Genomic DNA, 18,471 nt, shown 5'->3' on the forward strand with positions numbered 1-18,471 from the left:
CGCATGGACCAGGAGCCCGCATGCCGACCCTAGAGCGGCGCGGGCGCCGTCGGACCGCGAACCCGCGATCACTTGTTGCGTGACCAGCGTGAAGCTCGTTCCGGGAATCAACGTCAGGGGTGTGACTGCAGCCACGAAGCCGAGTACCAGATGCCACTGCACGCAACGAGACTACGCAACGGGCGTGTGCCAAATCTCCAGCTTCTCCGACCAGTTCGAGACAAGTCCGGCGGAGTCGACCCATGCGCCACACTCACTTGAAGATCGTTGCGGGACAGCCCTTAGGCGGACTTCCCGCGCTCGCAGGCCGAGGCCCTGCCGTCCTGTGACTTCCTGGAGACGATCATTGTCCGGGAGTGTTCAATGATCGGCGGATCCGATGATCAAGGAGACGCCAGATGAGCGACACCACCATCGAGCAGATACCAGACGGCGAGCCGGCGGCTGTCGTACCAGCGAGTGACGAGCAGTTGGTCGCGATGCTCGTGGACCGGGCCCGGTCGGAGGGTCTGCAGCTGACCGGCGAGGGCGGACTGCTGCAGCAGCTGACCAAGCGGGTGTTGGAGTCCGCCCTGGAGGGCGAGATCACCGATCATCTCGGATACGACAAGCACGACGCCGAGGGCCGGGGCAGCGGCAATTCCCGTAACGGGACGCGGGCGAAGACGGTGCAGACCGATGTCGGCCCGGTCGAGGTCAAGGTCCCCAGGGACGTGGCGGGCACGTTCGAGCCGGCCATCGTCAAGAAGCGTCAGCGGCGCCTGTCCGGCGTGGACGAGATGGTGCTGTCGCTGTCGGCGAAGGGGCTCACGCACGGCGAGACGGACGTCGCGGCAGCCGTTTTCCGGAACAGTCTGTGGATCAATCCCGACGACCAGCAGGGCGTCCGCTACTTGATCAAGCAGGTAGCGGACGCGCTGCCGTGGCAACGATGCGCGCCGCACTGAGCTTGACTCTGTCGGGGATCTTGGAGTTCCTCGATGCGGCAGCATGATCAACGGGCATGCTCGGGGAGTTCCGCTGACGGATGCAGCTGTCGAGGTGCCCGTTGTCGCTCCGCCCCCGTTCCGGTGAGCAAGTCCCTTCTCTGACCGCGCAGATCGCGCGGACGAGCAACCCGGCCGGTACGACGACGATATGGGTACGCGACCGCCTCGACGGGCTGTGGCGCGACGAGGACTTCGTTGGTGATCGGCTCGTCTGCTTCGCCGGGCGCGACGACGATGACATCTGCCAAGGTCAGTTCACGGTTCGCTGCACGTATCTCGTCCACGAACCGGGTAGAGCCACAGATACAGACAATCTCACAGCTGAGCTTGGCCAGGAGCAGGGCGGCCGGGAGCAGTCCGAGTGTGATGTGCGCGGCCTGGTCAGTTGACTGCGCTAACTCAGAAGCCGTATCTCAACCGATCGTGGAACGTGCGGGTCGAACAGGTTTCCCGCCGGGGTGATCTTCCCGTTGTGCGGGCATGAAGACAGGGCCTCTCGGTAGCTCGGGGATGCGAATCTGACCGAGCAGTGCCGGGAGGCCCTAGTGTCGTTGTTGTACGCGTGCGAACCCGTTCAGTTCAACTTGGCTGCTCCATCGTGTGATTGCCTCGCGCATGTGTACGGCAACGCGGCCGACCACCCGGACCGGGAACGCCGGTATCCCTCCGACATGACGGACACGGAATGGGCGGCTGTCCGGCCTTTGCTGCCGGTGCCGGCCTGGCTGAAGGGCCGGGGCGGGCAGCCCGAGGGCTACTGCCACCGCCAGCTGCTGGACGCGATCCGCTACCTGGTCGCGGGCGGGATCTCCTGGCGGGCGATGCCCGCGGACTTCCCCGACTGGGGCCGGGTCTACGCCTTATTCCGCCGCTGGCGCGAACACGGACTGATCACGGAGTTCCACGATCGGCTGCGCGGACGGGTGCGTGAGCGGGAGGGCCGTGAGGCGGAGCCGACGGCCGGGATCATCGATGCGCAGTCGGTGAAGGCCGCGGGCCTCGGTGCCATCCGTTTCACGCGGCTACGACGGCGGGAAGAAGGTGGGCGGCCGCAAGCGGCACATCGTGACCGACTGCCTCGGCCTGCTCCTGGTCGTCGCGGTCACCGCCGCGAACATCGGCGACCGGGATGCCGCGACGGGCCTGCTGACCCGGCTGCGCCGCCTGCACCGTGACATCTGCCTGGTCTGGGCCGACGGCGGCTGCACCGGCGGCCTCGTCGACTGGTGCCGGGACAAACTCGCCCTGACCTTGGAGATCATCAGGCGCACCGACGACATGACGGGATTCGTGGTGCTGCCCAGACGCTGGGTGGCAGAGCGCACGTTCGCGTGGCTGATGCATTCACGCCGACTGGCCCGGGACTACGAGACGTTGCCGGCCAGCAGCGAGGCGATGATCCGGTGGTCGATGGTCACGCGGATGAGCCGTCGCCTGGCACGGCCACACGCCGCCGGCCGGCAGTGAAGGCCCCCGACGCCTCCTGCACGAGCCACCCGCGCTCCGCCAGGCGCCTGGCCTTCGAGCGCACCCCCTCGACCTTCGCCGACGTCGACCCAAGGCCCAGTCCCATCGCGATCTCCCTGGCCCTGAGCGGTCCCTGGCCCGCCGGCCGCCGCTCATCGAGCACGCCCAGGATCCGCTGGTAGTCCGGCGCCAGAACCGTCACCGGCAAGCCTTCGCGCCAAGGAGGCACGACCGACCCCGGCACCGGCGCGGGCGAGGGCACGATTTCCTGCTCCGCCCCGGGCACGGCAGTCGTCTCCGCGGCGGACACGGCCAGGGCCTCGACCAGCTCCTCCCGCGCGATCACCCGCCGGTCCAGCTCGATCTCCGCGGCCTCCAACACCCCAGCCAGATGGGCGACTTCCTCCCGGAGCCCTTCCACCCGCACACGGGCCGCTGTCTCCCGCTCCTCCAGCATTCCCAGCACCGACGCCACCGCGCACCCCTTGCTCATGGAGCGGAAACCAGACGCCGGACCCCTCCCTCATTCGGAGCCGCACCATGCCTGACCAGCAGAAATCAAGAGAGCACGTTCGGTTGAGATACGGCTTCTAACTCAGGCCACAGCTCGGCTTGGTGGTGGCGCGTCAGGAACATCAGGGCATGTCGTTGTCGCACTGCCCGCTCGCGTGGTCCGCGAGGTTGTGGCCGACGGAGAGCACGCCCACACTGAGCCGAGCGTTGCCAACATGGCGACCTGATCGATGGAAGTCACTCGGGTGCCCCCAGCAACCGAGTTGGTGCATTCGAGGAACGGATGCGATTGCCTGGACGCCTTACTCCTGAACCGAGTTGATGTTGCGGATTGCGAGGGCTCTGGATGGCGGCGGCGATTATCGGACTGGTTGGTGCACTGCTGGGAGCGCTCACCACGCTGCTTGGAACTGCACTCTCTGAAAGAAGGCAGGCTCGTCGAGAGGACAGGAAGTGGAGCCGAGACCAGCGCACTGCTGCCTATGACGGAGCCCTGCGCCACCTCCTTCGCGCAGCGAACCTTCGATCGGAATTCGCTAACGGGGGTGGCGCGGCAGTCCTTAACCAGGAACACCAACGCGAGTGGTTCGACGACTTGGTCCAGGCGCAGTTCAGCCTCCACGCCTCGATCCGCCACTGTGACGTTGCTCAGCTTGCCCAGCTCACAGAAGCCGTCAGTCTCCTCGACACCCATATTGCCCGCCTTAACTCCAGCGAGACCTACGACGGGAAGGGATTCTCTATGTTGCAGGTCCTGCTGACCTGCATCGATACCGTCACCGAGTGCGCACGCCGGGACGGCGGAGGACCTCAGACCGGATTTGAGAACAGGCCAGCGATCACCACAGGAGAGGGCTCCATGGTGCGTCCACAGGCGAGGGAGGAGGAGCCCCAACAACAGAGGCCTCGAGACGGAGTGCGCAACATTCTGATGGGAAGCGCCCAGCACGTCAGAGTGGTAGGAGGAACAGGCCGAATCACCTTCGGAGCAGCTGACGTGTCTAACCCAAGACCAAATTCGGATGCTTCTCAGTGAGGCGCAGACACCTGATCCGCCCTCGTTGGTGCAGAGAAGGTCGACGTGCGCGGCGCCGCCGTGCTCGAGGCTTGGGCTCACGCCACGCACTGCACTCGGAGTCGTACGTGCCGCTGGTGGTCAAGTCGGCTCTCTCCCAGGATTGTTGGGGCGATCCTCCCAGAGACGGGGCGGCGCGCGGCGGCGTTCACCGGATCCTGCCCACCGGCGCTCGGGCCGGAGGCGGCACGCCGAGATATCCGGGTGTCGGGCTCGGAAATTCATCGCTGCAGGTGGTGGGCACGGGCAAGCGATCACCACTGGCACGATGTCCGCGTGGTTATTTCGCTGCTGTACAAGGTGGCCCGCAAGCTGTTGTCCGTCCCCGGGGTTCTGCTGCGCAGCGACACCGCGAAGGCCGCCGAGATACTCGTGCTCCGGCACGAGAACACGGTCCTACGCCGCCAACTCGCCAGCCCGATCCGCTACGAGCCCGCGGACCGGTTCTGGCTGGCGGCAATATCCAGCTTGATACCCCGTCACCGCTGGCGCCAGGTCTTCCCCGTCACTCCGGACACGCTACTGGCCTGGCATCGCAAGTTCATAGCGGCAAAATGGGACTACAGCGCACGCCGCACCTTGAGCGTGCCGAGAACCCCATCCGCGCAGGCCACTCAAGCCGTCATCGCGCCGTGGCAGCCCGGCATGATGAACGGCCGTGCTGCTTCGATTGACCTATCTGACCGTGACCAACGCCTTCGCCATGCTGCGGCTGCTCCCGGCGAGCGATCGCGACAAGAACATCGAGATCCTCGCCCTGCGCCATCAAATCACCGTCCTGGAACGGCAACTCGGCCCACAACGGGCCAAGTTCGCACCAGCAGACCGAGCATTCCTGGCCGCGCTCCTCCGACCTCTCCCCCAAGAGACGCTACGCCGCCTACGGCTGCTCGTACGTCCCGACACCGTCCTGCGATGGCACCGCGACCTGCTCAAACAACGCCACGCGAACGCCTCTCGACCTCGCCGCCCAGGCCGACCCCGGACCGTGCGCTCCATCCGCCTCCTGGTCCTGCGCCTGGCTGGCGAAAACCCGTCCTGGGGCTACCGCCGCATCCACGGCGAGCTCACCACTCTCGGCATCAAGATCGCCGCCTCCACCGTCTGGGAGATTCTCAAAGCCGAGGGTATCGAGCCGGCCCCCGGCCGAGCCACCACCACCTGGACCGCTTTCCTACGCTCCCAGGCCGACGTCCTCCTGGCGACAGATTTCATCGAGACCGTCACCCTGACCGGCAAGCGCCAGTACATACTCGCCGTCGTCGAACACGCCACCCGCCGCATCCGTGTACTCGGCACCACCGCCCACCCCACCGCCGACTGGGTCACCCAGGCCGCACGAAACCTCGCCATGGACCTCGAAGAAGCCAGCACCAAGGTCAAATACCTGATCCGCGACCGCGACACGAAGTTCCCCGCCCTGTTCGACCAGGTCCTCAGCGACGCCGGCATCGAGATCGTCCTCAGCGGCGTCCGGGTACCCCGCATGAACTCGATCATGGAACGTTGGATCCGTAGCCTCCGCCGCGAACTCCTGGACCGCACCCTCATCTGGAACGAGAACCACCTGCGTCACGCCTTGCACGAGTACGAACAGTTCTACAACCAGCACCGCACCCACCGAGCCCTCCACGGCGCCGCCCCGCTGCGCGCCGCCCCCGAACCGGTCACGGACCCGATCCAGCTCGCGCACCTCGACATCCACCGCCGCGACCGACTCGGAGGCACCCTCCACGAGTACCACCGCTCAGCGGCCTGACCTGGATGGACAGGGTTTCCGGCGCGCACAGGGCCGCTATCGCCAGGGCAGTGGCCGCGGCTGATCCAGAGCGCGCTCGGCTTATCGCCCAACGAATCTATGGTCCCGCCACAGCCCAACTCTTGCACTCGATCGTGCTTGCGCTGACAGACAACACGAGGTGCCCCCGGTTCCTGCTCTCGTTACACCGTCGGGCAGCGTCCGAGCCGACGACGAGGATGGGCATGAGGGGCCTGCCCTTGCTGAATTCCTCGTCCATCCAGGCGGGAGCGGGTTTCGGCACCTGCCGAGGCCACTCAATCACCGCTCTCGCTTGCTGGAGACGAACGCATCGAAGTACCTCCAGGCGGAGCCGACTTGAATGCCGAGGTGCGCCGCGACCGCCGTGATCCGGTCCTCAATGGAATCTTCCACCATGGCCGGGCGAGGGTGACACCGCGATGGGCGGGCGCGGACAACGTCTGCGCGACCGCGTCCTTGAAGGCCTTGGAATTCCGCATAGCAGAAGCGTAGTTGGGCTCCGTCCTTTCAAAGTCAGCTCTCTCGTCTCCGAATCCGCAGATCACGAAGGTTCACTCCGGGACACAGCTATCCATCGCGCCCGCGCCGAGCCAGCCGCCGGAGCTACCCACTGTGACCGCTCCGGTATCCCCGAACTTCCGCCAACGGCGCACAACGGCGCCTCCCCACAGCCAAGTTGTCACACCCACCCCTCGCCACCCCCTCCCACCTGCACCGCGAGAGCCGCACTCGTTCAACACCTCGATGCAGCACACATGACTCTCGTGACAAGGGGTCACCGAAATCGGTCAAGTGCTCGCGACTCGACGACCCCCTTTGAAAAGTCACCAGGGAGCAGGTGAGCACTTGACCACCGTGCTCCCCAACCCCGTTTTCCCGCGACACCCCGGGCAATCCGCCCCACCAATTTCCACCCGCCCGAGGCATTGACCGTCAAGTCATGTTGACGACCGCGACCGGCAGGGAGCACAGGGAGCAAAACCCTGCTCCCTGTGCTCCCTGCTGCTCCCCGACTCCTGTCGTGGACACGCAAAAAGGGTCATCCGAAGATGACCCTTGAGCTGCGGAAACTACGTACAGCAACCGACATAAAATGTCGGGACGACAGGATTTGAACCTGCGACCCCTTGACCCCCAGTCAAGTGCGCTACCAAGCTGCGCCACGTCCCGATGTCGACTGCCCCCGGCCCGGTTTCTCCCGGCCCTTTTGGCGGCGACAAGAAGAACAATACCCCAAGCTCAGGGGTGGTTTGAAACCGGATCCGCGGGCGCGGGGGCCGGTGGGTGAGAATCGGGGAATGAGCACTTCACGCATGGGTGACCGGGACCGGGACGAGGAGGGGCGGGCACGCAACGCGCGGCCCCGGGACGGGCTCGGGCGGCCACTCCCCTACGGGACGGCCGGCGTGGACCGGCAGCCGGAGGGTGTCGTGCGGACGGCCGCGCAGAGCGTCGCGGAGGCGCAGGCGCTGCTCGACGCCGGGCGGCCGTTCCACGCCCACGAAGTCTTCGAGGACGCGTGGAAGTCGGGGCCCGAGGCGGAGCGCGGCCTGTGGCGGGCGCTGGCGCAGACCGCGGTGGGCCTCACGCACGCGGCGCGCGGCAACGCGACCGGTGGCGCCCGGCTGCTGCGCCGCGGCGCGGACGGCCTCGCGGCCTGGCAGGGCGTCGCGCCCGCGGGCCTCGACAGGGAGGCGCTGGTGGGATGGGCGCGCGGCCTCGCCGACGAGGTGGAGCGGTCCTCCGCACCCGTGGACGCCGCTTCCGCCGCGCCGCGCCTGATCTGACACGGCGTGGGGTGCGCGTCACCGGTCCGGCCCCCACCCACATGCGTGGCCCGGGCACCGATGTGACCCTGCGAGAGTGACGACCACCGAAGAAGCAGCCCCGCCTCCGGCCGCCGAACAAGCGCCCCCCGTCCTCGACAAGCGGCGTCGCAACGTCGTCTTCGGGACCATCATGCTCGGCATGCTGCTGGCCGCCCTGGACCAGACGATCGTCGGTACGGCGCTGCCGACGATCGTCTCGGACCTGGGCGGCGCGGCACACATGTCGTGGGTCGTGACGGCGTATCTGCTCGCGGAGACCGTGGCCACGGTCCTCGTCGGCAAGTTCGGCGACATGTTCGGGCGGAAGATCGTCTTCCAGCTCTCCGCGATCATCTTCATCACCGGTTCGTTCCTGTGCGGACTGGCCACGAACATGTCGCTGCTGATCGCGTGGCGGGCCGTGCAGGGCATCGGTGCCGGCGGGTTGATGGTGACGGCGATGGCGCTCATCGCGGATGTCATCCCGCTGCGCGAGCGCGGCAAGTACCAGGGCGCCATCGGTGCCGTGTTCGGTGTCTCGACCGTCATCGGACCGCTGCTCGGCGGCCTGTTCACGGACCACCTGACGTGGCGTTGGGCGTTCTACGTCAACGTACCGATCGCGATCGTCGTGGTGATCGCCGCCGCCCGGACCATCCCGGTGGTGAAGTCGGCGGCGAAGCCGATCATCGACTACCTCGGCATCGCGCTCGTCGCGGTCGGGGCGTCCGCCCTGATCCTGGGGACCAGTTGGGGCGGCAACGAGTACGCGTGGGGCTCGGGCGTCATCATCGGTCTTTTCGTGGGCGGTGTCGTCGCGCTGGGTCTTTTCTGCTGGGCGGAGACGCGGGCGACGGAGCCGATGCTGCCGATGCATCTGTTCCGGAACCCGGTGTTCACGGTCTGCTCGATCCTCAGCTTCATCGTGGGCTTCGCGATGCTCGGCGCGATGACGTTCCTGCCGACGTATCTGCAGTACGTGGACGGGGACTCGGCCACGATCTCGGGTGTACGCACCTTGCCCATGGTGATCGGTCTGTTGATCGCCTCAATCTTCTCCGGCAACGTGGTCAGCAAGACGGGGCAGTATCGGATCTTCCCGATCGTGGGTGCGTTGGTCATGGCGCTCGGGCTGTATCTGTTGTCCTTGATGGACAGTTCGACCAGTGCGTGGCTTGAGTCCGTGTACATGTTTGTCCTTGGTCTTGGCATTGGTCTGTGCATGCAGGTGTTGACCATCGCCGTACAGAACACCGTCGAGTACGCGGAGTTGGGCACGGCGACGTCCGGTGTCACGTTCTTCCGTACGCTGGGCAGCTCGTTCGGTACGGCCGTGTTCGGCACGATCTACGCCAACAGCCTGGGGCCGAACCTGAAGCAGGGCGTGGCGGAGGCGGCGCGGGCCGGGACCGGTCTCACCCCGGAGGCGCTCGCCAAGGCGGCGCAGAGCCCGCAGGGCGTGCACAGTCTGCCGGCGGCGGCGCGGGAGCCGATCGTCAACGGGTACGCGGACTCGCTGCACACGGTGTTCCTGTGCACGGTGCCGGTGGCGGTCATCGGGTTCCTGGTGGCGCTGTTCCTCAAGCAGGTGGAGCTGCGCGACACCGCGCGCGCGGGCTCCGCGGACATGGGCGAGGGCTTCGCGCAGCCCTCGACCGGCGACTCGGCGCACGTGCTGGAACGGGCCGTCGCGAAGATGGTGCAGGAGACGAACCTCAACACGGCGCGGCAGATCCTGGAGCGGTCCGAGACCCGGCTCGACGTCGCAGGCGCGTGGGCCGTGATGCAGGTGGACTTCTTCACGCGGATGGTCGGGCACGCGAGCCTCGGCATGATCGCGGCGCGCCGCAGGGTGCCGCCGGAGGTGCTGGTGCCGGTGTTCCAGCGGATGGTCGACGAGGGCTATCTGACGCGTACGGGCTCGTACTTCTCGCACACCGAGGCGGGCAGCCGGGAGTCGGAGGTCATCAACAGCGCGTGGGGCGACTGGCTCAGCAAGAAGGTCGAGGCCGATGTCGGCAGGCCCGCGGACGGGGAGCTGCGGGTGGCGGTCGACTCGATCGCGAAGCGGCTGCTCGTGGAGGACATGGCGACCGGTGCCGGGAGCAGGCCCGGTACGGAGCGCACCCTCGTCCCCATGTAGTCGCCCGGTCGCCCGGTCGCCTGTGGGAACGGCCTTCAGCGGAGCAGGAGTTGGAGGCCGCCCAGGACCGTCGCCGCGATGACGAGTTGCTCGAAGAGTCGCTGGTTGATCCGGTTCACGCAGGCCTTGCCGATCAGCGCTCCCGGGACGACGAAAACGGCGAGCGCGGCGTCCAGGAGCAGCGAACGGCCGTCGATGAGGCCGAGGCCCACGCTGAACGGCACCTTCGCGGAGTTCACGATGAGGAAGAACCACGCGGAGGTGCCGAGGAAGCCGAGCTTCTTGAAGCCGGCCGACAGCAGGTACATGGACATCACGGGGCCGCCCGCGTTGGCGACCATGGTGGTGAAGCCGCCGAGCACTCCGTACGAGCCCGCCTTGACGCGCGCCGTGCGGGTCGGCGTCGCATCGGCCTCGGGGGCCGCGGCCTGTTTGCGGCGCCAGACGGTGACGCCGGCCATGACGAGCAGGATCACGCCGATCGACATCCGTACGGCCCCGTCCCCCGCGAAGCCGAGGAAGACGGTGCCGAGGACCACGCCCGCGCCGACGGCGGGGAACAGCCGCCACAGGGTGGGCCAGTGGGCGTGCCGCCGGTAGGTGAGCACGGCGAGGATGTCGCCGCAGATCAGGATGGGGAGCAGTATCCCGGTGGACTCGCGCGCGGGCAGGATCGCGGCGAAGACCGCGAGGCTGACCGTATTGGCGCCGCTGACGGCCGTCTTGGAGAACCCCACCACCATGGCCGCGGCGGCCAGGGCGGAGAACTCCCAGGGTGTGATCCCGAATATGTCGTGCATGGCGGGACGGATGCTAGACCCAACTATCCGTCCCGCGTCAGGGGCGCCACATGGTGATACGGGTTACGTGTCACCCCGCGTACGTAGCGCGCAGTTCGCGCTTGAGGACCTTCATGCTCGGGCCGAGCGGCAGTTGGTCGGTGAACTCGACGCGGCGCGGGTACTTGTGCTTGCCGAGGTGTTCCTTGGACCAGGCGGTGAGTTCGGCGGCGTCGAGCGCGGTGTCCGGCTTGGGCACGACGACCGCGCAGACCTCCTCGCCGTGCACGTCGTCGGGCAGGCCGATGACGGCGACGTGGTCGATGCCGGGGTGCCGCATCAGGACCTCCTCGACCTCGCGCGGGTAGACGTTGTAGCCGCCGCGGATGATGACGTCCTTCTTGCGGTCGACGATCCGGAGGTAGCCGTCCTCGTCCTTGGTGCCGAGGTCGCCGGTGCGGAACCAGCCGTCGACGAGGGCCTGCGCGGTCTGTTCGGGGCGGCCGAGGTAGCCGGAGAAGACGCAGTGGCCGCGGACGACGATCTCGCCGAGTTCGCCGGTGGGCAGCAGTTCGATGCGGTCGTCGAGCTCCGCGCGGGCGACCTCGACGTCGACGCCCCAGATGGAGTGGCCGATGGTGCCCGCCTTGGCGCCGTACCAGGGCTGGTTGACGGCGGCGACGGGCGAGGTCTCGCTCAGCCCGTAGCCCTCGTGGACGGGCGCGCCGAAGAGCTGCTCGAAGCGCTCCAGGACGGCGACCGGGAGCGAGGCGCCGCCGGAAACGGCGACCCGCAACCTCGGCAGGGTGTCCGCCTGTTCGGCCGCCGCGAGCAGATGGACGTACATGGTGGGCACGCCCTGGAAGACGGTGACGCCCTCGCGGACCATCAGCTCGACGGCCTTGGCGGCGTCGAAGCGCGGCATCAGGACGAGCGTCTTGCCGGCGCGCCACACGGCGTTCATGGAGGCGGTCTGCCCGAAGGCGTGGAAGAGGGGCAGGGCGCCGAGGACGATGTCGCCGGGGCTGTACTCGTTGCAGTCGAAGGCGTCGACGGTCGCGTTCATGACGAGGTTGAGGTGGCTGAGCACGGCACCCTTGGGGACGCCCGTGGTGCCGCTCGTGTAGAAGACGACGGCCGCGTCGTCGGCGTCGCGGGTGGCGTACGTGGCGAGGGGATCGGCGGCGTCCGTGAGCTTCTCCAGCTCGCCGTCGGCGCCGAGCGCGACGGTGCGGACGCCGACGGCCGCGGCGGCCGCCTCGCCGGTCTCGGCCTGCGCGGGGTGGCACAGCAGGAGCGTCGCGCCGCTGTCCTTGAGGACGTGCTCGACCTCGTGCGCCGACAGGAGCAGGTGTACGGGGACGACGGCGGCGCCGGCCGCGATGGCCGCGTAGTAGGCGCGCGGGAACTCGACGGTGTTGGGCGCCATGAGCGCGATCTTGTCGCCGGGGCGGACGCCGAGCTCGGTGAGGGCGGCTGCCTGCTTGCGGACGTCGTGCCACAACCGCGCGAAGGTGAGGCGCGTTTCGCCCGCGACGAGGGCCGTCTTGTCGGGGTGCCGACGGGCGTTGTCGGCGAGGATCGCGGCGAGCGAGAGGGTGGCCATCGGGTTGCGCTCCGTTCCGTACTACTGACTGCTGGTGCGGCGGTGGACCAGGTCGGGAAGGCCGGGCAGCCGTTAATTAGCGCTGCTAGTTTTGCCGTCCTTGGGGGACTCTACGCTCGTCACCCGGCTCGGGGGAATGTGCCCTGGGTCACGTCCGTGGCCCCTGGGTCGCTTCCGGATCTCAGGGTTGGCCCTGATGTCCCCGCCGGTCGGCCCGCCTACTGTGGAGGTCCGGCACCGCTCCGCGGACGACGCACGGGGGAGCACGGGGGCTACGGGGGAAGCGCGTCGTCCGACGGAGCGGGTAGCCGGGACCTGAGCAGCGGCCCGAGGGGGCTGTCGCGGCGGACGGGGGTCAGCCGCGCAGGAAGCGGAGCACCGCCATGACGCGGCGGTGCTCGGCCGGGTCCGACTCCAGGCTCAGCTTGGCGAAGATGTTGCGCACATGCGTCTCGACCGTCTTGCCGCCGATGACCAGCTTCTGCGCGATGGCCTCGTTGGAGCGCCCCTCCGCCATCAGCGCCAGTACGTCGCGCTCGCGGCCGGTGAGTTCGTCGAGGGGTCCGTGCGGGCGCGGCGCGTCCATGAGGCGGGCGACGACCAGCGGATCGACGACGGTCTCCCCCGCGGCCACCCGCTTCAGGGCCCCGCCCAGTTCCTCCGCGTCGGCGACGCGCTCCTTCAGGAGGTAGCCGAAGCCCTCGGGCCGCTCGGCGAGGGCGCGGACGCTCGCGGTCGTCTCCACGTACTGGGACAGCAGCAGCACGCCGGTCTCCGGGTGCGCCGCGCGTACAGCCGCCGCCGCGAGGAGGCCCTCGTCGGTATGGGTGGGCGGCATCCGGATGTCGAGCAGCACCGCGTCCGGGGTGTGCTCGGCCACCAGGGCGAGCAGCGGCGCGGTGTCTCCGCACTCGGCGGCGACCTCGATGCCCTCGTCGGTGAGCAGCCGTACGATCCCCTGCCGAAGGAGTGCCGAGTCCTCGGCCACGATCACCCGCACGGAAGCTCCGCCCTGATTCTGGTTCCGCCCCCTGCGGGGCTGTCGATGTGCAGTACGCCGTCGACGGCGGCGAGCCGGTCGGCGAGGCCGCGCAGGCCGGTGCCGCGCGCGAGGTCGACGCCGCCGACGCCGTCGTCGACGGTCTCCACCACGAGGCGGCCCTCCTGGTGCCGGGCGGAGACGCTGACGGCGCGGGCGTCGGCGTGCTTGGCCGCGTTCGACAGGGCCTCGCAGACGGTGAAGTAGGCGGTGGACTCGACGAGCGGGTCGTAGCGGCGCGGCTCGGCGGCGACGACGACCGGGAGGGCGGCCTCTTCGGCGAGCGTGCTCAGCGCGGCGGCGAGTCCTTCGCGGGTGAGGACGGCGGGGTGGATGCCCTGGGCGATGCCGCGCAGTTCGTCGATGGCGAGGCGAAGGCTGGACTCGGCCTCGTCGGCGGCCTCGCGCAGCGTCGCGTCGGGATGGTCCGTGAGGCCCTTCTGGACGCGGCGTACGGACATCAGGGCGAAGACGAGGCGGGTCTGCGCCCCGTCGTGGAGATCGCGCTCCAGGCGGCCGCGCTCGGCGTCGGCGGCCTGCACGATGCGGGTGGCGACGTCCTTCGCGCGCGTGCGCAGCCAGACGTTCTCCAGGGCGAGGCGCAGGGCGGCCGCCACGGACGCGAGGAGTTCGGGGTCCTCGTCGAGGGCCGGGTCGTGGTGGAGCAGGGCGAGCGGGCGGCCGTCGGCGGCGGCGACCGCGGTGCGGCCCGGGCGCTGGGCGCCGCCGAGCTCGCGGCCCGCGCCGTCGACGTACGCGCCGCGTTCCTCGTCCCACAGGCCGAGCCGCAGCGTCGGGTCGCCGAGGACGCGCACGAGCGCGTCGCGCAGCCGCGCCGGGTCGGAGTCGGTGCCGATGTCGATGACGAGACCGCTGACCTCGGCGCGCTGCAGCCGCATGCGCAGGAGGCCGGCGAGGAAGGCGAAGGGGACGGCGACCTGAGCGAGGTCCGACATCAGGTAGACGGCCTGTTCGGGCAGCGAGCCGACGCCGCCGAACCAGGGCACTACGTAGAACAGCATGTCCCACATGAGGAACACGGTGGCGACGCCGATGCCGATCCACGCGGGCAGCAGGGCGCGCCTACGGGCGGCGGACGCGTGGCGCCAGCGCAGCACGATCGCGACGGCCGCGACGACCGAGAGCACCCATCCCGCGGCGTGGTACGCGGCGTCGAAGGGGCCGAAGAGGCCGTCCCAGGCGGGCACGTGCAGCAGGTTCGGTCCGCAGTCGCGGCAGTCCAGGTACGTCGCCCCGGTCTGCGTCGCCGGGTCGAACAGGAGCGTGCGTACGAGTCCGCCGACGGCGACGAGCCCGTACGCGCCCTGGACCAGGCGGCGCGTGAGGACCGAGGTGAGGCGGCCTTCGGGGAACGACAGGATGAGGTGCAGGAGGATCGCCATGTTCAGCGCCTCCCACCAGGCGCCGAAGGCGAAGAGGGCGGGGGACGCGGTGCCCTGGAGGTTTCCGAAGAACCAGGTGATGCCCTCGGCGACCATGAGGCGCCCGGTGTGGTTGGCGGGCCTGCGCCGCCAGGCGACGATGCCCGCGATCGCGTACGCCCAGCCCACCGCGAGGTCCCGTACGAGATCCGCCGCGGAGGCGCCGCTGCGCGCGTACGCCCATGCTCCCGCCCCGCCCGATACTGCGGCGAGGGCCGCGGCCCCGGTCAGGCGCAGCCGAACCGCCCGCTCACCCTGACTGTCCACGGCCACACGGTAAGGCATTCGGGGGCGGGTCGGGGAAATCGGGCGGGGCGTGCGGTGGTACGCGGGGTTACCGGGGGCTCTTGAGGTCATCGGGGCTGTCGCCGACCTGGTCACGGGGCCCGTCACCGGTTCCGGCGCCGCCGCCCTCGCGGATCAGCTCCAGGACCCGGCTCCGCAGGGCCGTGAACCGGGCGTCCGCCCGCGTCGTCAACTGGTCGCGTTTTGCGGGTAGTTGGACCGGGACGTCCTCCAGGACCACGGTCGGCGACGCGCTCAGGACCAGTACCCGCTCCCCCAGGTAGACGGCCTCGTCGATGTCGTGGGTGACGAACAGGACCGTCATGCCGCGCTCCCGCCACAGGCCGCGCACCAGGTCCTCCAGGTCGGCGCGGGTCTGGGCGTCGACGGCCGCGAACGGCTCGTCCATGAGGAGCACGTCCGGCTCGTACGCCAACGCGCGCGCGATGGCGACGCGTTGCTGCATGCCGCCGGAGAGCTCCCACGGGTAGGCGCGGTGGACGCCTTCGAGGCCGACCGCTGCCAGGGCCTCGGCCACGCGCGCGTGGCGGGTCGCCCTGGGCATGGACTTCCGTTGCCGCAGCGGGAGTTCGACGTTCTCGGCGACCCGCATCCACGGGAAGAGGCTGCGCCCGTACTCCTGGAAGACGACGGCGAGGCCGGGGCGCGGTCCTGTCACGCGTACGCCGCCCAGGGTGACGGTGCCGCCGGTCGGGCGAAGGAGTCCGGCCACGCACTTCAGGAGCGTCGTCTTGCCGCATCCGGAGGGGCCGACGACGCACACCAGCTCGCCGGCGTCGAGCCGGAACGTCAGGTCGCGCAGCGCCTCCACCTGCCGCCCCGAACCCTCGTAGAGCTTGCGCAGCCCGTTGACCTCAAGCACCGCCGTCGCCCGCCTTCCGCCGCGCCCCGCGCGATCCGTGGTACCAGCCGAGTACCCGCCGTTCGACGAGCCGGAACAGCAGCGCGAGGACCACGCCGAGCAGGCCGAGGACGAGGATGCCGGTCCACATCTCCGGTACGGCGAAGGAGCGTTGGAACTCCACGACGGCGAAGCCGAGTCCGCTGCTGGAGGCGTACATCTCGCTGATGACCATGAGGATGACGCCGATGGACAGGGCCTGGCGCAGGCCCGTGAAGATCTGCGGGCTCGCGGCGGGGAGCACCAGGTGGCGCAGTCGGGCCGCTCCCGCGATGCCGTACGAGCGGGCCGTCTCGGCCGCGACCTGGTCCACGGCGCGTACGCCCGCGGCCGTGTTGAGCAGCACCGGCCAGACACACCCCGAGGCGATCACGGCGATCTTCATGGTGTCGCCGATGCCCGCGAACAGCATGATCACGGGGACGAGGACGGGTGGCGGCACCGCCCGCAGGAACTCGAGGGCCGGTTCGCAGAACGCGCGGGCGCGGCGCGAGGAGCCGAGGACGACGCCGAGCGCCACTCCGGCGACGCCCGCGGCGGCGTATCCGGCGAGCAGGCGCAGCACGCTGGGCAGGACGTCGTCGTGGAGACGGGCGGGCGTCCAGGTGTCGTCGAAGCGGGACAGGATCGTGCGCAGGGGTGGTGCGTAGAAGCTGGTGCTGGCGTCGGAGGCGAACCACCAGACGGCGATCAGGACGCACGGGAGGGCGACTGCGAGGGCGGTGGCGCGCAGGGCGCGGAGTGTGCGGCTCACGCCGGGGCCTGCGCTCGTACGGACTGGTGCCAGGACAGGGCGCGGCGTTCCACGAAGCGCGCTCCAGTGTTGATCAATACGCCGAGGCATCCAGTGACGAGGATCAATGCGTACATGTCCGGGACGGCCTGCGAACTCTGCGCAACATTGATCCGGTGTCCCAACCCCGGTGCACCGATGACGAGTTCGACGGTGATGGCGAGGATCAACGCTACGGACGCCGCGAGCCGTACACCCGTCATCACGTACGGCAGGGCCGTCGGCCACACGACGTGCCGGACCCGCGCCCACGTGCCGAGCCCGAAGGCGCGCGCGGTGTCCTCTGCGACCGGGTCCACGTCGCGTACCCCGTACAGCACCTGCACGAGCACCTGCCAGAACGCGGCGTACACGACGAGCAGCAGCACCGAGCGCAGCTGCGTGCCGTAGAGCAGGATCGCGAGCGGGATGAGCGCGACGGACGGGATGGGGCGCAGGAACTCGACGGTGGACGCGGTGAGTTCGCGCAGATACGGGACGGTGGCGATGACGAGGCCCGCGAGCACGCCGCCCGCGGTGGCGAGGGCGAGGCCGAGCGCCCAGCCGGTGAGGGTGTCGCCGAGGGCGGTCCAGAAGGCGGTGTCGGCGAGTTCGCCGCGCAGAGCCTTCAGGGTGGTCGTGAAGGGCGGCAGGAAGTCGGGGTTCACCAGGCCGGTGCGCGCCGCCGCCTCCCACAGTGCCGCGCACACGAGCAGTCCGACGAGGCCGGGGATCACGGCAGCAGCGCGTCCAGGTCGGGGGTCTTCGCGAACAGGCCGTCCTGGTCGCCGAGCTTGGCGAGGGTGTCGAGCGAGGGACGGTTCCACTGCGCGGGCCAGGCCGGCAGGGTCACCTTGTCGAGGGTGGACTGCGGGATCTTCGTGTACGTACGGACGATGTCCCGGACCTCGTCGGGGTGGCCGTTGGCGTAGGTGAGGGACTGCTGGGTGGCGGCGTTGAACTTCTTGACGATGTCCGGGTGTTGATCGATGTATTGACTCGAAGAGAAGTACATCGCGACGGTCAACTTGCGGGCGGTGTCCACATAGTTGGAGGCGATGACGCGGCCGCCCTGCGCCTTGACGGTGGCGGTGGCGGGCTCGACGACCTGGGCGGCGTCGACCTGTCCCTTGTCGAGGGCGGCGGGCATCTGGTCGAAGGCGAGCTCGACGAACTTCACCTTGGAGGGGTCGCCGCCGTCCTTGCGGACGGATTCCCGGACGGTGGTGTCATTGATGTTCTTGAGCGTGTTGACGGCGACCTTCTTGCCCTCAAGGTCCTTGGCGGACTTGATCGGGCTGTCCTTGCTCACGACGACGGCGCCGAAGTCCGCGCCGTCCTTGCCGGTCGAGCCGACGCCGTTGACGACGACCTTGACGGGGACGCCCTTGGACTGGGCGACCATCAGCGACGTGGAGTTCGAGAAGCCGAACTGGAACTGGCCGCTGACGACGCCGGGCACGATCGCCGCGCCGCCCTGCGCCATGGTCATGGACAGGCTCAGGCCCTGCTTTTCGTAGAAGCCCTTCTTCTGCCCCAGGTACAGGGGCGCGACGTCGACGATCGGGATGACGCCGATCTTGAGCTGTGTGGTGCCCCCGGACCCGCCGCTGTCCTTGGCGGAGCCGGGCGAAGAGCCGTCCGAGCCGCAGGCCGCGGTCGCGGCGAGCAGCGCCATGGCCGGGATGACGGTGAGCGAGCGACGCGTGCGGCGCATGGGTATCCCCCTGGGGGCCCTGGTGCTCGGCGGGAACGTAGGGCCGCACCTTAGAGGGTCAACACCGCCTGGAGGCAAGGGTGTTGGCACGATTCACAGCGCACTCTTTGTGTGCGCCGCGCGTTGTATACGAA

14 protein-coding genes, 1 tRNA gene and 2 pseudogenes are annotated in these 18,471 nt (G+C 69.1%); 7 read left to right on the forward strand and 10 right to left on the reverse strand.

The genetic code is table 11. From position 1 onward, the window contains the following. Window positions 1-479: 479 nt before the first annotated feature. The 3 genes and pseudogenes from RBJ65_RS36035 to RBJ65_RS36045 form a co-directional block, all read left to right on the forward strand. Window positions 480-821: pseudogene (locus RBJ65_RS36035) on the forward strand (transposase); the annotation flags it as partial. Window positions 822-1,660: 839 nt separating this feature from the next. Further along, window positions 1,661-1,834: pseudogene (locus RBJ65_RS36040) on the forward strand (transposase); the annotation flags it as partial. A gap of 157 nt (window positions 1,835-1,991) precedes the next feature. After that, on the forward strand, window positions 1,992-2,456 hold the full coding sequence (locus tag RBJ65_RS36045) for a transposase (protein ID WP_306319883.1): 465 nt from the start codon (window positions 1,992-1,994) through the stop codon (window positions 2,454-2,456). Here the strand turns inward: RBJ65_RS36045 and RBJ65_RS36050 are convergent. Beyond that, window positions 2,404-2,949, reverse strand: coding sequence for a hypothetical protein (locus tag RBJ65_RS36050; protein WP_306319882.1), 546 nt, complete (start codon window positions 2,947-2,949; stop codon window positions 2,404-2,406). The genes RBJ65_RS36045 and RBJ65_RS36050 overlap by 53 nt on opposite strands. A 366-nt stretch (window positions 2,950-3,315) precedes the next feature. Between RBJ65_RS36050 and RBJ65_RS36055 the strand changes: the two genes are divergently transcribed. Beyond that, window positions 3,316-4,005, forward strand: coding sequence for a hypothetical protein (locus tag RBJ65_RS36055; protein WP_306319881.1), 690 nt, complete (start codon window positions 3,316-3,318; stop codon window positions 4,003-4,005). 697 nt (window positions 4,006-4,702) lie between these two features. Next, complete coding sequence (locus tag RBJ65_RS36060) at window positions 4,703-5,803, forward strand: integrase core domain-containing protein (RefSeq protein WP_306319880.1); 1,101 nt, start codon at window positions 4,703-4,705, stop codon at window positions 5,801-5,803. Between the two features lie 1,117 nt (window positions 5,804-6,920). On the opposite strand, the gene RBJ65_RS36065 is transcribed toward RBJ65_RS36060, so the two are convergent. After that, window positions 6,921-6,994: transfer RNA gene (locus tag RBJ65_RS36065), tRNA-Pro, on the reverse strand. Between the two features lie 128 nt (window positions 6,995-7,122). Between RBJ65_RS36065 and RBJ65_RS36070 the strand changes: the two genes are divergently transcribed. Next, on the forward strand, window positions 7,123-7,611 hold the full coding sequence (locus tag RBJ65_RS36070; RefSeq protein ID WP_306319879.1) for a DUF309 domain-containing protein: 489 nt from the start codon (window positions 7,123-7,125) through the stop codon (window positions 7,609-7,611). Between the two features lie 76 nt (window positions 7,612-7,687). Further along, entirely contained in the window at window positions 7,688-9,775 is a 2,088-nt protein-coding gene (locus RBJ65_RS36075; protein WP_306319878.1) for a DHA2 family efflux MFS transporter permease subunit, read from the forward strand. 35 nt (window positions 9,776-9,810) lie between these two features. On the opposite strand, the gene RBJ65_RS36080 is transcribed toward RBJ65_RS36075, so the two are convergent. The 8 genes from RBJ65_RS36080 to RBJ65_RS36115 all read right to left on the reverse strand — a co-directional run bounded on the left by RBJ65_RS36080 (window position 9,811) and on the right by RBJ65_RS36115 (window position 18,337). Beyond that, on the reverse strand, window positions 9,811-10,575 hold the full coding sequence (locus RBJ65_RS36080) for a sulfite exporter TauE/SafE family protein (protein WP_306319877.1): 765 nt from the start codon (window positions 10,573-10,575) through the stop codon (window positions 9,811-9,813). A 70-nt stretch (window positions 10,576-10,645) separates the two neighbouring features. Then, window positions 10,646-12,160 (reverse strand): long-chain fatty acid--CoA ligase, encoded by a 1,515-nt coding sequence (locus RBJ65_RS36085; protein WP_306319876.1) that lies wholly within the window; start codon window positions 12,158-12,160, stop codon window positions 10,646-10,648. A gap of 355 nt (window positions 12,161-12,515) precedes the next feature. Continuing rightward, window positions 12,516-13,154 (reverse strand): response regulator transcription factor, encoded by a 639-nt coding sequence (locus RBJ65_RS36090; RefSeq protein ID WP_306319900.1) that lies wholly within the window; start codon window positions 13,152-13,154, stop codon window positions 12,516-12,518. Further along, complete coding sequence (locus RBJ65_RS36095) at window positions 13,151-14,908, reverse strand: histidine kinase (RefSeq protein WP_306319875.1); 1,758 nt, start codon at window positions 14,906-14,908, stop codon at window positions 13,151-13,153. Before RBJ65_RS36095 ends, RBJ65_RS36090 begins: the two co-directional genes overlap by 4 nt. Before the next feature lie 67 nt (window positions 14,909-14,975). Next, window positions 14,976-15,809 carry an ABC transporter ATP-binding protein gene (locus tag RBJ65_RS36100; RefSeq protein ID WP_306319874.1) on the reverse strand — a complete coding sequence of 278 codons (834 nt, stop codon included), beginning with the start codon at window positions 15,807-15,809 and terminating at the stop codon, window positions 14,976-14,978. Next, complete coding sequence (locus RBJ65_RS36105; RefSeq protein ID WP_306319873.1) at window positions 15,802-16,602, reverse strand: ABC transporter permease; 801 nt, start codon at window positions 16,600-16,602, stop codon at window positions 15,802-15,804. Before RBJ65_RS36105 ends, RBJ65_RS36100 begins: the two co-directional genes overlap by 8 nt. Beyond that, window positions 16,599-17,354 (reverse strand): ABC transporter permease, encoded by a 756-nt coding sequence (locus tag RBJ65_RS36110; RefSeq protein ID WP_306319899.1) that lies wholly within the window; start codon window positions 17,352-17,354, stop codon window positions 16,599-16,601. Before RBJ65_RS36110 ends, RBJ65_RS36105 begins: the two co-directional genes overlap by 4 nt. After that, entirely contained in the window at window positions 17,354-18,337 is a 984-nt protein-coding gene (locus tag RBJ65_RS36115) for an ABC transporter substrate-binding protein (protein ID WP_306319872.1), read from the reverse strand. Before RBJ65_RS36115 ends, RBJ65_RS36110 begins: the two co-directional genes overlap by 1 nt. Window positions 18,338-18,471 lie beyond the last annotated feature (134 nt).

This window comes from Streptomyces sp. KL109B, assembly GCF_030766935.1.
Lineage (GTDB): Bacteria > Actinomycetota > Actinomycetes > Streptomycetales > Streptomycetaceae > Streptomyces.

What these genes read in the sequence shown, in the direction of transcription:
- RBJ65_RS36085 (WP_306319876.1), bottom strand. Translation starts at nt 12,160, where the DNA reads ATGGCCACCCTCTCGCTCGCCGCGATCCTCGCCGACAACGCCCGTCGG.
- RBJ65_RS36070 (WP_306319879.1), top strand. Translation starts at nt 7,123, where the DNA reads ATGAGCACTTCACGCATGGGTGACCGGGACCGGGACGAGGAGGGGCGG.
- RBJ65_RS36050 (WP_306319882.1), bottom strand. Translation starts at nt 2,949, where the DNA reads ATGAGCAAGGGGTGCGCGGTGGCGTCGGTGCTGGGAATGCTGGAGGAG.
- RBJ65_RS36080 (WP_306319877.1), bottom strand. Translation starts at nt 10,575, where the DNA reads ATGCACGACATATTCGGGATCACACCCTGGGAGTTCTCCGCCCTGGCC.
- RBJ65_RS36055 (WP_306319881.1), top strand. Translation starts at nt 3,316, where the DNA reads ATGGCGGCGGCGATTATCGGACTGGTTGGTGCACTGCTGGGAGCGCTC.
- RBJ65_RS36115 (WP_306319872.1), bottom strand. Translation starts at nt 18,337, where the DNA reads ATGCGCCGCACGCGTCGCTCGCTCACCGTCATCCCGGCCATGGCGCTG.